Here is a 15,201-nt window from a genome sequence, read left to right as displayed (position 1 = left end):
TTTATGGATCAGAAATTCGCACGATGGACTCGCGGCAACGATGGCGCGAATTTCTGATCCACGACACTAGTCGCTGCTGCCGCGATCTCGCCAGAACTTCAGCATCCGCTGCGCAATCGACAGAGCCAGACGCTCGAAACTGATCCGTGCGTCCTCCGCATCTGTTGCCGACAGCATCCGGCCAGGCCCAAGGCGCAGCATGAGCAACAGGCGCACGGTGGCCCATTCGAACTCGAGCGCGCGGCCGAGAATGAGAACCTGGTCGCGCTTTCCGCTGGTGACGAGTTGGTCCACCGCCTCGAGGCTCAGTCCCGAAATCGCCGCGAGCGCCGCAACGGTCTCTTCCAACCTGCGCGCACTCGCAAACTGCACCACCGCATCCTGATCGAGCCGCGCGGTCCTCTGCAGTTCGACAATAGCTCTCTGCGCCTGCGCATAGTTGCGCGGCGTCTTGTCGCTTTCGGTCGAGAGTTCGACGATCGCCTGCGCAATTCTGGCCTTGCAGGCCGGGTGCGCCGCCTGAAACATCTTGCGGCGGACAAGATCAACCGATTCACGCAACAGCTGCTGCAGCAACGGCGCCGGCAGATCCGCGCGCTGGCCCACCGCAACCGCCAGCATGCCGTCGTCGGCCGCGCGCTGAACGAGGCCGGAATAGCCCTCTGTCGAGAAAGCGGCAGTGGCATTGTGCGCGACGCTTCGCACGACGTCACGCTCGCCCCGGCGCAGGATCACGTCGGTGACGGCTCCGGAAATCTCAGGCCGCTGCGAAATGGCGAGCAGGTGCTGCTGGCTTTTCGCTTCTGCAAGCTCGACCAGCATCAATTCGCCGACCAGCGGCGAGGATCGCAGGAGCGGGCCCGACACCCTGATCTCGTCGTCGTGGACGAGTTCGCACACGACCGCCGGCGGCGCGTTGACGAGGCAGGCAAGGCAGCTTGCGAGTTCGGCGCGGGCTTCACCGTCGGTCTCGACGAGAAGCCCCTTGAGAACACCGTCGAACAGCGCGACATGTTGCGCATTGAAGCGCTGCGCGCTTTCCGCGAACAGTGTTCCGAGCCGGCGCACGGCCCTCGCACGCCGCTCCGGGCTTGCATCGCGGACGATTTCACTGAGGCTTTGAAGCGGAGGCTTGGCGGCGAGCATCGCAAAAAGAGCAGTATGAGGCCTGTTTCAGGCACGATAGGGACAGGCCGTGAACGAACGGTTAGCCCTTAGAAATCGCCGTCCGGCAGAGCGCCAGCCCTTGCCGGAGACTGTCCAAACCGCTATATTCCGTTCGCTGATGGTTTCTCATATCGGTCAGTTTGATCTGATCGCCGATTGAGAGTGGGCCCCCCGGGACCCGCTCTTTTTTATTACCTGAAGGACTGGTGCCGCCGGCAAACGGGGCACCCGGGACGGCAGGCCGAAACCTGCCCCGAACGCAACCGCAGACAGATATCGCTACCGCTTGATGAACGACCCTGCTGGTACATCGAATGTCGACCTGTTGACCGAGCCGCGCCTGGTGGTCGAGCCGGGGATGGCCGCACGCGTGTCCGCCGTCGCGGAACCCGTGCTCAACGGCATGGGCTACCGGCTGGTGCGGGTCCGGATCTCCGGCGAGGCTGGAACCACTGTGCAGGTCATGGCGGAGAGACCCGACGGCTCGATGCTGATCGAGGACTGCGAGGCGATTTCGCGGGCGCTGTCGCCGGTGATGGACGTCGCCGATCCGATCGATCGCGCCTATCGGCTCGAGATTTCATCTCCGGGCATCGATCGGCCGCTGGTTCGCCGCTCCGATTTCGAACGCAACGCCGGACATCTCGTGAAGGTGGAGATGGCGGTGATGCACGAGGGCCGCAAGCGGTTCCGCGGCCTGCTGCTCGGCGTCGAAGGCGACCGCGCACATCTGCGCCGGGACGACGTCAAAAGCGGAGACGAGGCCGACGTTCTCCTGAATATCGAAGATATCGCCGAAGCGCGGCTGGTGCTGACCGACGCCTTGATCGCCGAATCGATGCGGCGCGGAAAGGCCGCCGAGCGCACGCTGCGCCAGGAACTCGGACTTGAGAAGGCGCCGCCGCCACACGCGAAGGCGGCCGCGAAGAAGACCCCTCATCAGACGAAGCAACACCGCCTCGCCGCCGCCGACAGCGGCCGCGCCGGGCGCCAGAAGGGAGACTGAAGATGGCCGCTGTCAGCGCCAACAAGCTGGAACTGCTGCAGATCGCCGACGCCGTCGCGCGCGAGAAATCCATCGACCGCGGCATCGTCATCGCTGCGATGGAGGACGCGATCGCGAAGGCCGCGCGCGCCCGCTATGGCAGCGAGACCGACGTGCATGCAGAGATCGACGCCAAGAAGGGCGAGCTGCGGCTCTCGCGCCACATGCTGGTGGTCGAGCAGGTCGAAAACCCGTCGAACCAGATTGCGCTGGAGGACGCCCGACGGCTCAATCCCGGAGCGCAGATCGGCGACACCATCGCCGACACGCTGCCGCCGCTGGAATACGGCCGCATCGCCGCGCAATCCGCCAAGCAGGTGATTGTGCAGAAGGTGCGCGAGGCGGAGCGCGACCGGCAGTACCAGGAGTTCAAGGACCGCATCGGTGATATCGTCAACGGCACCGTCAAGCGCGTCGAGTATGGCAGCGTGATCGTCGACCTCGGCCGCGGCGAAGCCATCATCCGTCGCGACGAGATGCTGCCGCGCGAGGTCTTCCGCAACGGCGATCGCGTCCGCGCGTTCGTGTTCGACGTGCGCCGCGAGACCCGCGGGCCGCAGATTTTCCTGTCGCGCACCCATCCGCAGTTCATGGCGAAGCTGTTCGCGCAGGAAGTGCCGGAAATCTACGACGGCATCGTCGAGATCAAGGCGGTCGCACGCGATCCGGGTTCGCGCGCCAAGATCGGCGTGATCTCGCGCGACTCCTCGGTCGATCCGGTCGGCGCCTGCGTCGGCATGCGCGGCTCGCGCGTGCAGGCTGTGGTGAACGAGCTGCAGGGCGAGAAGATCGACATCATCCCGTGGTCGCCGGACATCGCCACCTTCGTCGTCAACGCGCTGGCGCCGGCGGAAGTCGCCAAGGTCGTGCTCGACGAAGACCGCGAGCGCATTGAAGTCGTCGTTCCGGATTCCCAACTATCGCTTGCGATCGGCCGGCGCGGCCAGAACGTGCGTCTCGCCTCGCAGCTGACCGGCTGGGACATCGACATCCTCACCGAACAGGAAGAGTCGGAGCGCCGTCAGGCCGACTTCGAGAATTCGACGCGGGTGTTCATGGAAGCGCTCAACGTCGACGAGGTCGTCGGCCAATTGCTGGCGTCCGAAGGCTTCTCCTCGGTTGAGGAGCTTGCACTGGTCGATGTGCGCGACCTCGCCGGCATCGAAGGTTTCGACGAGGAGACGGCAGCCGAGCTGCAGTCCCGCGCGCGCGAATACCTCGATCAGATCGAGGCCGAAATCGAGGCCCGTCGCAAGGAACTGGGCGTCGAGGACGCGGTAAAGGACGTGCCCGGCGTGACCTCGAAGATGCTGGTGAAGTTCGGCGAGAACGACATCAAGACGGTCGAGGATCTTGCCGGCTGCGCCACCGACGATCTGATCGGCTGGAACGAACGCAAGGACGGCGAGAATGTGCGCCAGGCGGGCATTCTCGAAGGCTTCGAGCTGACGCGCCAGGATGCGGAAGCATTGATCATGCAGGCGCGGCTCGCTGCCGGCTGGATCACCGAGGCCGACATCGCCAAGCCCGGGGCGGCGGAAGCCGAGACCGAAACGTCCGAGACGGCGTAAGGAGATGCGAAACGGATGCTTGCCAGCGTGGACGAGGCTCATCTCGACAGCGGCCCCCGGACGGCAAAGCCGGGGACGGCGCGGATGTGCGCGCTCACGCGACAGGTGCGCGCCACCGACGAGCTGATCCGCTTCGTCGTCGCGCCGTCCGGCGAGGTGACGCCGGACCTGAAGCGCAAGCTGCCGGGACGCGGCCTGTGGATTACCGCGTCGCGAGCGGCGCTTGACGCCGCCATCAAGCGCGGAACCTTCCACAAGGGCTTCAAGCGCGAGGTCCGGCTGTCGCCGACACTCGCCGCAGACATCGAACGGCTGATGGTTTCAGGCGCGACCGAAGCGCTGGCCATCGCCGCAAAGGCGGGGCAGGTCGTTTCCGGCTTTGCAAAGGTCGAAAGCGCGCTGAAACGCACCCGAACGGGCACCGGCTTTCCGCAAGGAAATACGACCAGGAAGCCGGATGTGGCCGCCCTGATCCATGCGTCGGACGGGGCCGCCGACGGCATCCGCAAGCTCAACAATCTGATCAGCAGGGCACCGTTAACGCTACCGGACGGTTTACAGGCTGATTTTCCGATCATAACCGCCCTGACCTCCGCCGAATTGGATTTGGCACTCGGCAGGGCAAATGTGATACATGCAGCGCTGCTTGCGGGCCCGGCCGGCAAGACTTTCCTGTCGCGCTGCAATGCCCTCGCCCGGTTCCGGGCCAATGCGCCCGGCGAGACGGCAAACGAGAATTCAGGTAGCAAGACGCGGGCGCACGCGCCCGATAAGGATTTAGGATCTCTGGATGGCTGAAACGAAAACACCCGGCGACAAGACGCTCAGCGTCGGCTCGAAGACTCTCTCGCTCAAGCCGCGGGCGGAGACGGGCACCGTGCGCCAGAGCTTCAGCCACGGCCGCACCAAACAGGTGGTCGTCGAGAAGAAGCCGAAGCGCCGCCTTCCCGGTGAAGCGCCGGCTGCTGTCGAAACGAAGCCGGCTGCGCCTGCGCCAAAGGCGGCTCCTGCAGCCCCGCAAGCGCCTGCAGCGCCGACGAGGCTAGGAGCGCAGCGTGGCGCCGGTGTGCTGCTGCGCAGCCTGACCGAAGAGGAGCGCAACGCGCGCGCCAGCGCTCTTGCCGATTCCAAGGTTCGCGAGGTTGAAGAGCGGCGGATCGCCGAAGAGGAGGCCGCGCGTCGCGCCGCCCGCGAAGCCGCCGAGCGCACCGAGCGCGAGGCCGCCGAAGCCCGCAAGACCGCCGAGGACGAGCGCCGCCGTCACGAAGAAGAGACGAAGAAGAAGGCCGAGCAGGAAGCCAAGAAGCGTTTCGGCGAAGGCGAGACGTCGCCGGCGGCAGCCCAGCAGACGACGACCGCACGCACGCCTGCGTCTGCGCCCGCAGCACGCCCGGCTGTGGCCGCCACCGAGGCTGACGAGGACGAAGGTCCGCGCCAGGTCCGCCGCCCCGGAAGTCCCGCGCGTCCTGCCGTGGCCCCGAAAGTCGCGGCGCGTCCGGCGACCGAAAAGCGCCGTGGCCGCCTGACGCTGGTCACGGCCTTGAACGCCGACGAGGTTCGCGAGCGCTCGGTGGCTTCGTTCCGCCGCCGCACCCAGCGCCTGAAGGGACATCACGCCGACGAGCCGAAGGAAAAGCTCGTTCGCGAAGTGACGATCCCTGAAGCCATCACGATTCAGGAACTCGCCAACCGCATGTCGGAACGGGCGGTGGACGTCATCCGGCTTTTGATGAAGCAGGGCCAGATGGTGAAGATCACCGACGTGGTCGACGCCGACACCGCGCAGCTCGTCGCCGAGGAGCTCGGCCACACCGTCAAGCGCGTCGCCGAATCCGACGTCGAGGAAGGCCTGTTCGACGTCGCCGACGATCACGCAACGGATACGGTGCCGCGCTCGCCGGTCGTCACCGTGATGGGCCACGTCGATCACGGCAAGACCTCGCTGCTCGATGCGCTGCGGTCGGCCAACGTCGTCTCCGGCGAAGCCGGCGGCATCACCCAGCATATCGGCGCATACCAGGTCGATGCGCCGAGCGGAGGCAAGATCACCTTCATCGACACGCCAGGCCACGCCGCGTTCACCGCGATGCGTGCGCGCGGCGCGAAGGTCACCGACGTCGTGATTCTCGTCGTCGCCGCCGATGACGGCGTCATGCCGCAGACGGTCGAAGCGATCAATCACGCGAAAGCCGCCAAGGTGCCGATGATCGTCGCGATCAACAAGATCGACAAAGCGGACGCGAAGCCCGAGCGCGTGCGAACCGAGCTGCTGCAGCATGAGGTTCAGGTCGAATCGATGGGCGGCGAGGTTCTCGAAGTCGAGGTGTCGGCCAAGAACAAGACCAATCTCGACAAGCTGCTCGAGCTGATCTCGCTGCAGGCCGAGCTTCTCGATCTCAAGACCAACCCGGATCGTCCGGCCGAAGGCACGGTCATCGAGGCGAAGCTCGATCGCGGCCGCGGACCGGTCGCCACCGTGCTTGTCCAGCGCGGCACGCTGCATGTGGGCGACATCATCGTCGCCGGCGCCGAGATGGGTCGCGTCCGGGCTCTGATCTCCGACAAGGGCGAGACCGTCACCGAGGCGGGACCTGCCGTTCCGGTGGAAGTGCTTGGTTTCAACGGCCCGCCGGAAGCCGGCGACCGTCTCGCGGTGGTCGAGAACGAAGCGCGGGCGCGCCAGGTCACCGACTATCGCGCGCACCAGCGGCGCGAGAAGCAGGCAGCGCGTGCCAGCGGCATGCGCGGCTCGCTCGAGCAGATGATGAGCCAGCTCAAGACCGCCGGCCGCAAGGACTTCCCGCTGGTCGTCAAGGCCGACGTGCAGGGTTCGCTGGAAGCGATCATCGGCTCGCTCGAAAAACTCGGCAATGATGAGGTCGGCGCACGCATTCTGCACGCGGGCGTCGGCGGCATCAGCGAGTCGGATGTCACGCTCGCCGGCGGCTTCAATGCGGCGATCATCGGCTTCAATGTCCGCGCCCACAAGGAGGCCGCGGATTCTGCGAAGCGCGACGGCATCGAGATCCGTTACTACAACATCATCTATGATCTCGTGGACGACGTGAAAAAGGCCATGAGCGGCCTGCTCACGCCGGAGCGCCGCGAGACCATGCTCGGCAACGCGCAGATCCTGGAGATCTTCAACATCTCCAAGGTCGGCAAGATTGCTGGCTGCCGCGTCACCGACGGCACGGTCGAGCGCGGTGCAAACGTCCGCCTGATCCGCGACAATGTCGTCATACACGAAGGCAAGCTGTCGCAGCTCAAGCGTTTCAAGGACGATGCCAAGGAAGTCACGGCCGGCCAGGAGTGCGGCATGGCTTTCGAGAACTACCAGGACATGCGCGCTGGCGACGTCATCGAGTGCTATCGCGTGGAGACGATTCAGCGCTCGCTGTGAGTCCAAGTCTCGCAGCAGGCATGAATTGAACTGACTGGCATGCTCCGCCCATAGGCTATGCCGTTCGGGCGGGGCATCCAGTGACCTCGAAACCTCTCGTTTGGAGATGGATTAACTCATCGTCCGCTTGTCGCGGATGGTGACGATCATTGGATTTGCGAAAGATGCCTCGCCACCAACGCGGCCGAGTGTCCGCATCGTCGCCGGCCGGCTCGCAACGACAGTTGCGGGTCGGCGAGCTCGTGCGTCATGCGATCTCGGACATTCTTGCCCAAGGCAATGTGCACGACCCGGTGCTCGAGGGACGGCTCGTCACCGTGCCCGAGGTGCGCATGACGGCCGACCTCAAGCTCGCGACGATCTACATCATGCCGCTCGGCGGCGGCGATGTCGGCGACGTTGTCGCAGCGCTCGAGCGCAACAGAAAATATCTGCGCGGCGAGATCGCCCATCGGGTCAATCTGAAATTTGCGCCTGATATCCGCTTCCGCGCCGACGAACGGTTCGACGAGGCGGAACGCATCGAAAGATTGCTGCAGACACCCGCAGTCAAGAAGGATCTGGACAAGCCGGAATGATCGAAAACGACACCGATAGCCTCACGCGGCCGCCGGCCGAAGGCCAGGATGCCGGCCAAGATACGAGCCACGACAGGGGCAAAGACAGGCCGCGGCAGAAGAAGCGCGACAAACGTGACGTGCACGGGTGGGTGGTGCTCGACAAGCCCGTCGGCATGACGTCGACTCACGCTGTCGCGGTGGTGAAGCGGCTGTTTTCCGCCAAGCGGGCCGGCCACGCCGGAACGCTCGACCCGCTCGCCTCCGGCGGCTTGCCGATTGCGCTTGGCGAAGCGACCAAGACCGTGCCGTTCGTGATGGACGGCCGCAAGCGCTACCGCTTTACGGTGCGCTGGGGCGAAGAGCGCGACACCGATGATTCAGAAGGCCGGCCGGTTGCGACAAGCGAGGCCCGCCCCTCCGCCGATGCGATCCAGGTCCTGCTGCCACGCTTCACCGGGCTGATCGAGCAGGTTCCCCCGCAGTACTCCGCGATCAAGATCCAGGGCGAGCGGGCCTACGACCTCGCCCGCGAGGGGGAGGCTGTCGAACTGAAGCCGCGTCCGGTCGAGATCCACGAATTAATCCTTTCGGAACAGCCAGATAGCGATCACACCGTGTTCGAGGCGGAGTGCGGCAAGGGGACCTATGTCCGCTCCCTGGCGCGCGACATGGGCCGCCTGCTCGGCTGTTTCGGCCACGTCAGCGCGCTGCGGCGCACCGCCTGCGGCCCGTTTGATGAAAGAGACATGATTCCGCTGGAAGAACTGGAGGCGGTATGTCATAGAGCCGCGTCCGGCGAGGGGAACCTCGCCGACGCGCTTTTGCCCGTTGAGACCGCGCTGGACGACATCCCGGCACTGGCCGTCACACGGGCTGATGCGGCAAGACTCCACCGGGGTCAGGCCGTTTTGTTGCGCGGACGGGATGCGCCCAATTCGAGCGGCACAGTCTATGTCACCGTCGGCGGACGGCTTCTGGCCCTCGCCGAACTTGGCAATGGCGAACTCATCCCCAAGCGCGTGTTCAACCTGAACGGGCTGGTTGCCAGTCCGCTCCGACATGAAGGTGTTTGACGATGTCGATTACCGCGACGCGTAAAGCGGAAGTCATCAAGACGAATGCAACCAAGGCCAACGACACCGGCTCGCCCGAGGTCCAGGTCGCGATCCTTTCGGAACGCATCAACAATCTGACCGAGCATTTCAAGACCCACGCGAAGGACAATCATTCGCGGCGCGGCCTCTTGAAGCTCGTTTCGACGCGGCGCTCGCTGCTCGACTACCTGAAGAGGACTGACGAGAAGCGCTACAAGGCGCTGATCGAGCGGCTCAACATCCGCCGCTGACGTGCTCCAAGGATGAAGCGGGCCGTTTTGGTGGCCCGCTGGCTGCGCTCGATGGCAATCCGGCGATCGGGCGGTGACGGGAAGGAGCCCCGTCTTGCGCGGACCAAGACCGTCCGCATCTTCCGCGAGGGAAGAGAGCCATGGCAGGATCGCCAAATTCTGATCTCATGACGCAGCCGTCGGGATCAGCATTTTGCCGTCTTGCTCATGGCTTTCGTCGTTTTCGCGAACGCATGAAAGAAAGACGAAATGTTCAATATTCAAACCGTGGAACTGGATTGGGGCGGTCGTCCGCTCAAACTTGAGACAGGAAAGATCGCGCGCCAGGCAGACGGCGCGGTCATGGCGACCTACGGCGAGACGGTGGTGCTCGCAACGGTGGTCGCAGCCAAGACACCGCGCGAAGGCGTCGATTTTCTCCCGCTGACCGTCGATTATCAGGAAAAGACCTACGCGGCGGGCCGCATTCCCGGCGGCTACTTCAAGCGCGAAGGCCGTCCCACCGAAAAGGAAACGCTGGTCTCCCGCCTGATCGACCGTCCGATCCGCCCGCTGTTTGCCGAAGGCTGGCGTTGTGAGACGCAGGTAATCGTCACCGTTCTCTCCCACGACATGGAAAATGATCCGGACGTCGTGGCGATGGTTGCCTCCTCCGCCGCGCTGACGTTGTCAGGCGCACCATTCATGGGCCCGATCGGCGCTGCCCGCGTCGGCTTCATCAACAACGAATTCGTGCTCAATCCGACGCTGGACGAGATGGCCGAGACGCAGCTCGATCTCGTCGTCGCCGGCACCAACAATGCGGTGCTGATGGTCGAGTCCGAAGCGAAGGAGCTGCCCGAAGAGGTCATGCTCGGCGCGGTCATGTTCGGCCACAAGCACTTCCAGCCGGTGATCGAAGCGATCATCAAGCTGGCCGAGAAGGCGGCGAAGGAGCCGCGCGAGGTCACGACCCTCGACAACGAGGCGATCGAGAAGGAAATGCTCGGCCTGATCGAGCCGGATCTGCGTGCAGCCTACGCGATCCCGATCAAGCAGCAGCGCTATGCCGCGGTCGACGCCGCGAAGGCCAAGGTCATGGCGCATTTCTTCCCCGAAGGCGCCGAGCCGCGCTTCGACAAGCTGCGGGTCGCCGGCGTGTTCAAGGAGCTGGAAGCCAAGATCGTTCGCTGGAACATCCTCGACACCGGCAAGCGGATCGACGGACGTGACCTGAAGACCGTGCGCAACATCATCGCCGAAGCCGGCGTGCTGCCACGCGCTCACGGCTCGGCGCTGTTCACCCGCGGCGAGACGCAGGCGCTGGTCGTGACCACGCTCGGCACCGGCGAGGACGAGCAGTATGTCGACGCGCTGTCGGGAACGTACAAGGAAACGTTCCTGCTGCACTACAACTTCCCACCCTACTCGGTCGGCGAGACCGGCCGCCTCGGCGGAACGAAGCGTCGCGAGATCGGCCATGGCAAGCTGGCATGGCGCGCGCTGCGCCCGGTGCTGCCGCCGCACCATGAGTTCCCCTACACGCTGCGCATCGTCTCGGAGATCACCGAGTCGAACGGCTCGTCGTCGATGGCGACTGTCTGCGGCTCCTCGCTGTCGTTGATGGATGCGGGCGTGCCGATCAAGCGGCCGACCGCGGGCATCGCCATGGGCCTGATCCTCGAAGGCAGCCGTTATGCGGTGCTCTCCGACATCCTCGGCGACGAGGATCATCTCGGCGACATGGACTTCAAGGTGGCAGGCACGGAACTCGGTGTCACGTCGCTGCAGATGGATATCAAGATCGCCGGCATCACCGAGGAGATCATGAAGGTCGCGCTCGGCCAGGCGAAGGACGGGCGTATCCACATCCTCGGCGAGATGGCCAAGGCGCTGACCACGGCTCGCGCCGAGCTCGGCGAGTACGCGCCGCGCATCGAGACGTTCAAGATCGCGACCGACAAGATCCGCGAGGTGATCGGCACCGGCGGCAAGGTGATCCGCGAAATCGTCGAAAAAACCGGCGCCAAGGTCAACATCGAAGATGACGGCACGGTGAAGGTCGCCTCTTCCGACGGTGAATCGATCCGCGCGGCGATCAACTGGATCAAGTCGATCGCTTCCGATCCGGAAATCGGCCACATCTACGACGGCACGGTCGTCAAGGTGATGGAGTTCGGCGCATTCGTGAACTTCTTCGGCAGCAAGGACGGCCTCGTTCACATCAGCCAGCTCGCGGCGAACCGCGTGCAGAAGACCGCCGACGTCGTCAAGGAAGGCGACAAGGTGAAGGTCAAGCTGCTCGGTTTCGACGATCGCGGCAAGACCCGGCTGTCGATGAAGGCGGTCGACCAGACCACCGGTGAGGATCTCGAAGCCAAGGCCAAGGTCGAACCCGCGGCCGAATAACGGCCGCGCGTCTCTAACTCGAAAGGGCGGCTTCATGAGCCGCCCTTTTTGCTTTTGCCGCGCGATTTCACCGCAGCGATATGCGCGGTTAGTGTTCCGTTTCCGAAGTCCGCATCACTTCGCGGCACACTCTACATGCGAACTTCGGAAACATAAGGAACACTAGCAAGGATATGATTCCAGTGCCGCTTTTCGATTTGAAATTCCTGGCACGCGCTCGCCGCAGGTGGTGCAGGAGTTTCAAATCGGCGGCACTGGTGCAGCCGCGCACGGAACTGTGAAGAGCCTTTGTTCGTAGTCTCAGAACAAAGTCTTAAGCTGCTTTGTCGGGCGGTTTGCGTTGACCTCGACGACAGCCGCAACATTCGGAACGAACTATGAAGGATGATTTCGATGTCCCCGATCTCCCGCCGCCATCTGCTTGGCGCCGCCGCCGGCCTTGCCGCTATCGCTACAGTGCCGCCTCGCGCGCTCGCTCAGGGCGGCGGCGCGGCGCCTGCTGCCGCTCCGGCAGCGCCGACGGGTCCATTCAAGCTTCCATCGCTCGGTTACGCTTACAACGCGCTGGAGCCCCATATCGATGCGCGGACCATGGAGATCCACTACACCCGGCATCATCAGGCCTACGTCAACAGCCTGAACAATTTCGCCAAGGACAATCCGCAGATTGCCGAGAAACCCATGACGGAGGTGCTGGCCAATCTCAACGCCGTGCCGGAGGCCATCCGCACCGGCGTCCGCAACAATATGGGCGGCCACGCCAACCACACCATGTTCTGGGAGATCATGAGCCCGAGCGGCGGCAAGCCTTCAAGCGATGTGCTCACGGCGATCGACCGTGATCTCGGTGGCGTCGACAAGATGAAGAGCGACGTCAATGCCAAAGGGCTTGGCGTGTTCGGCTCGGGCTGGGTGTTCGTCACCGTCGACAAGGACGGCAAGCTCGCGATAGAAGCGCGTCCCAATCAGGACACCCCGATCATGGACGGCAAGCGCGCGCTGTTCGGCAACGACGTATGGGAGCACGCTTACTATCTCAACTACCAGAACCGCCGCGCCGACTACCTCAATGCATGGTGGAATACGGTCAACTGGACGAAGATTACCGAGCGCTACGCCGCAGCCAAAGCCGGCACGCTAGGCGTGTGAACCAGCATGACGCGATCGGGTCGGCAAGGTCGATGCCACTTTGCTCGTCGTCATCCCGCTTTCGCGGACATGACGACGAGGATTCACTTTTGTGACAGTTGCCGGAAAAGCTGCCCATTAAGACGCTGATACACGATCAGCGAGAACACCTGCATGTTCTCGACGGAAAATGGGCCGCCCAGGACAGGCGCAATCTTCCAGCCCAGGCACTCGTCGGCGTTCGGAAGAAAGCCTTTGGCGAGTGCAATATCGGCCCAGTTCGCACCAAACCATTCATCGCGATATTTTTCTTCGCGCTTCCTGGCGTTGAACTCGGTGGAATCTCTGGCGACTTGTTGAAACTGACCTTCGAGCAAGTCGAGATGCCAATGCGATCCATCAGGCGCGCCAAAGATCCAGTCGCCGAAAATACCGATCATCAGTGGGATCGCATCTGACGGCACAAGCCAACGCCATTCGCTCAGAAGGGGCTTACAGTCCATGCCTTCACATGAGATGGCCAGATCGCGCGGCATGGGGTGTACAGTTTCCCGAAGTTGAGATCGATTGTCGCGAACCGCTGAGCGCTTCAAAAACAATCCACTCCGAAATCGAGCGAGTTGTGGGCAATTGCAGGACGCTTGAATTTCTTTACGCTTGCGAGAGCCTATCAACATGCAAAAGTTGGTGATGGATCGTCCGACTGCACCGCCCGCCTGGCTTGTTGTGGCGTCATTCGCGCCGACCGCGATCCTGCTGTGGCTCATCGGGCTATCGATTATTCCGTTGGAACGCGAAGGCGTGCGCCTGGTTTTCCAGGCTATCTCGTTGGCCCAGCTTTTCATCGCCTTCATATTGCAGGAGCAATTCCCTGCTGGAGACGACGGCCGAAACGATAGCCTCGCCACCGGACTCGTCCTTGCAGCCGGCGTCCTTCTGATCGCGGAACTGGCTCGCTTTGCGACCGCACAGTTGGGCTGGGGCAGACCCAATTCCATTCCCGCCCTTTTGCTTCTCTTGGCGCAACAGGTGGTCATGATCGCGCTGGCGGAAGAACTCTGGTTTCGGGGTCTCTGGATGCGGGCTATGGCCGGACGTCCCGGTTGTGCGATCTTCGGGGGCGCGGCCGGATTCGGCCTCTATCATCTGCATCAGGGATGGGAACTGATGCTCACCTCCGCAGCGCTCGGCGTGCTTTTCGGGACGGCCCGATGGTACGGCGCGCCCATCTGGGCTCTGGCTCTCGCACACGGCCTGTTCAACTGGATCAACAGCAACATCATTCCAGGTGTGGCCTGGCGGTCCGATCCGCTCACTGCGCGATTGCTTTACGTCGGCCTGCTTCTGCTGGGAGCCTGGGTGCTGCAGGCGTTTGCACGATCTCGCTCCAAGGATCGCCGATTGCGCGCTGAGGATGCCACGCTTTCAACGTCATCCTCATAGCCATTCGAAGAACGGCGTCGCTTCGCTCCCTATAAGAATCGGGAATCCCGCATCGCAGAGCCGCAGCGTTCTTATCGCAAATGCTGCGGAGTACTGAATGTCCGCCTACGCGGCCATGACGGCAGAGCCCAACCAAACTCATCATGCTTTAGAACGCCATTCACGATCAGCGCTTGCGCGACGACGATGGTCGCGGACGTCGCTTGCGCAGCACGTCGGCAGAGAGACAAACCACTTCAGAAATCTGCCGAAGCTGCCTCGCCAGCGGGCTTGTCTTGCGCCAGACCATGCCGATGGTTCGCGACGGCTGCGGGTTCTTGAAGCGGACGACAGACACGGGCGCCGAGCGCGTCTCCACGGCGACAGCCATTTCAGGGATCAAGGTAACGCCGATGCCGGCGCCAACCATTTGCACGAGCGTGGACAGCGAGCTCGCGTCGAGCACCTCCCGTGGCGGCTGTGACTGCATGTTGCAGAACGACAGAGCCTGATCGCGAAAACAGTGCCCCTCTTCCAGGAGCAGCAGCCGCATTTCGCGCAGCTTCTCGGCTGAGGGCACCGGCGTCCCCGCATCCTCGCCGGGCCGAACCAGCAGAAAATTTTCCGAGAACAGGACGGCCTCGGCAAGCGAAGGTTCGGACACCGGCAAAGCGACGATCGCCGTGTCGAGCCGACCTTCCGCGAGCTCCTGGATCAGCTTCGGCGTCATTGTCTCGCGAACATGGATCTCGAGTTCGGGATGCATCCGCGTGAGGTTGTCGATGATCGTGGGCAACAGATACGGCGCAATCGTCGGGATCATTCCGATGCGCAGCCGGCCCGCCAGCCGGTCGCGCGACGCACGCGCGAAGTCCCCGAGTTCATCGACCGAGCGCAGGATGTCGCGGACGCGCCCTGCGACCTCCTCGCCGAATCGCGTCAGCCTGACTTGTCGTGCGCCCCGCTCGAGGAGCACACCACCCAGAGTCTCCTCGAGTTCCTTGATCTGCATGGACAGGGCGGGCTGAGAGATCGCACACGCTTCCGCCGCCCGTCCGAAGTGGCAATGACCCGCCAGCGCATCGAAATAGAGGAGCTGTTTGAGGGTGACGTGGATCATCAAAATATCTTATTGCAGCGATCATTAGAGTCAATTTCACCTGATAGGATGC

The 15,201-nt window shown here is 63.5% G+C and carries 13 protein-coding genes; 10 read left to right on the top strand and 3 right to left on the bottom strand.

What is annotated here, in order from left to right; all coding sequences use genetic code 11:
• Positions 1-66 precede the first annotated feature (66 nt).
• Positions 67-1,068 (bottom strand): DUF2336 domain-containing protein, encoded by a 1,002-nt coding sequence (locus tag RCO31_RS29895; RefSeq protein ID WP_308971968.1) that lies wholly within the window; start codon positions 1,066-1,068, stop codon positions 67-69.
• A 388-nt stretch (positions 1,069-1,456) separates the two neighbouring features.
• Here RCO31_RS29895 and rimP point away from each other — a divergent pair, with 388 nt between their 5' ends.
• The 9 genes from rimP (at position 1,457) to RCO31_RS29850 (ending at position 12,628) form a co-directional block, all read left to right on the top strand.
• Positions 1,457-2,173, top strand: a complete 717-nt coding sequence (rimP, locus tag RCO31_RS29890; RefSeq protein WP_308971966.1) for a ribosome maturation factor RimP — start codon at positions 1,457-1,459, stop codon at positions 2,171-2,173.
• A gap of 2 nt (positions 2,174-2,175) precedes the next feature.
• Positions 2,176-3,783, top strand: a complete 1,608-nt coding sequence (nusA, locus tag RCO31_RS29885) for a transcription termination factor NusA (protein WP_308971964.1) — start codon at positions 2,176-2,178, stop codon at positions 3,781-3,783.
• A 15-nt stretch (positions 3,784-3,798) separates the two neighbouring features.
• Positions 3,799-4,581, top strand: a complete 783-nt coding sequence (locus tag RCO31_RS29880) for an RNA-binding protein (protein ID WP_308971963.1) — start codon at positions 3,799-3,801, stop codon at positions 4,579-4,581.
• A complete protein-coding gene (infB, locus tag RCO31_RS29875) occupies positions 4,574-7,186 on the top strand; it encodes a translation initiation factor IF-2 (protein ID WP_308971962.1) in 2,613 nt (870 codons plus the stop codon). The genes RCO31_RS29880 and infB overlap by 8 nt, the downstream gene beginning before the upstream one ends.
• A 164-nt stretch (positions 7,187-7,350) precedes the next feature.
• Positions 7,351-7,764 (top strand): 30S ribosome-binding factor RbfA, encoded by a 414-nt coding sequence (gene rbfA, locus RCO31_RS29870; protein ID WP_308971961.1) that lies wholly within the window; start codon positions 7,351-7,353, stop codon positions 7,762-7,764.
• Positions 7,761-8,819 (top strand): tRNA pseudouridine(55) synthase TruB, encoded by a 1,059-nt coding sequence (gene truB / locus RCO31_RS29865; protein ID WP_308971959.1) that lies wholly within the window; start codon positions 7,761-7,763, stop codon positions 8,817-8,819. The genes rbfA and truB overlap by 4 nt, the downstream gene beginning before the upstream one ends.
• Positions 8,820-8,821: 2 nt before the next feature.
• Complete coding sequence (gene rpsO, locus RCO31_RS29860; protein WP_308971957.1) at positions 8,822-9,091, top strand: 30S ribosomal protein S15; 270 nt, start codon at positions 8,822-8,824, stop codon at positions 9,089-9,091.
• Positions 9,092-9,340: 249 nt separating this feature from the next.
• Positions 9,341-11,479 carry a polyribonucleotide nucleotidyltransferase gene (pnp, locus tag RCO31_RS29855; protein ID WP_308971955.1) on the top strand — a complete coding sequence of 713 codons (2,139 nt, stop codon included), beginning with the start codon at positions 9,341-9,343 and terminating at the stop codon, positions 11,477-11,479.
• A 393-nt stretch (positions 11,480-11,872) separates the two neighbouring features.
• Complete coding sequence (locus RCO31_RS29850; protein WP_308971954.1) at positions 11,873-12,628, top strand: superoxide dismutase; 756 nt, start codon at positions 11,873-11,875, stop codon at positions 12,626-12,628.
• Positions 12,629-12,711: 83 nt separating this feature from the next.
• Here the strand turns inward: RCO31_RS29850 and RCO31_RS29845 are convergent, their stop codons facing one another.
• Positions 12,712-13,143 (bottom strand): T6SS immunity protein Tdi1 domain-containing protein, encoded by a 432-nt coding sequence (locus RCO31_RS29845; RefSeq protein ID WP_308971952.1) that lies wholly within the window; start codon positions 13,141-13,143, stop codon positions 12,712-12,714.
• 139 nt (positions 13,144-13,282) lie between these two features.
• Here RCO31_RS29845 and RCO31_RS29840 point away from each other — a divergent pair, with 139 nt between their 5' ends.
• A complete protein-coding gene (locus tag RCO31_RS29840; protein WP_308971951.1) occupies positions 13,283-14,050 on the top strand; it encodes a CPBP family intramembrane glutamic endopeptidase in 768 nt (255 codons plus the stop codon).
• 166 nt (positions 14,051-14,216) lie between these two features.
• Here RCO31_RS29840 and RCO31_RS29835 read toward each other — a convergent pair whose 3' ends face one another.
• Positions 14,217-15,149, bottom strand: coding sequence for a LysR substrate-binding domain-containing protein (locus RCO31_RS29835; protein WP_308971949.1), 933 nt, complete (start codon positions 15,147-15,149; stop codon positions 14,217-14,219).
• Between the last annotated feature and the right edge of the window lie 52 nt (positions 15,150-15,201).

It is taken from the genome of Bradyrhizobium sp. LHD-71 (assembly GCF_031157255.1).
Taxonomy (GTDB): Bacteria; Pseudomonadota; Alphaproteobacteria; order Rhizobiales; family Xanthobacteraceae; genus P52-10.
Note: the sequence above shows the minus strand (reverse complement) of the source record. Positions and strands in the feature narration are given on the sequence as shown.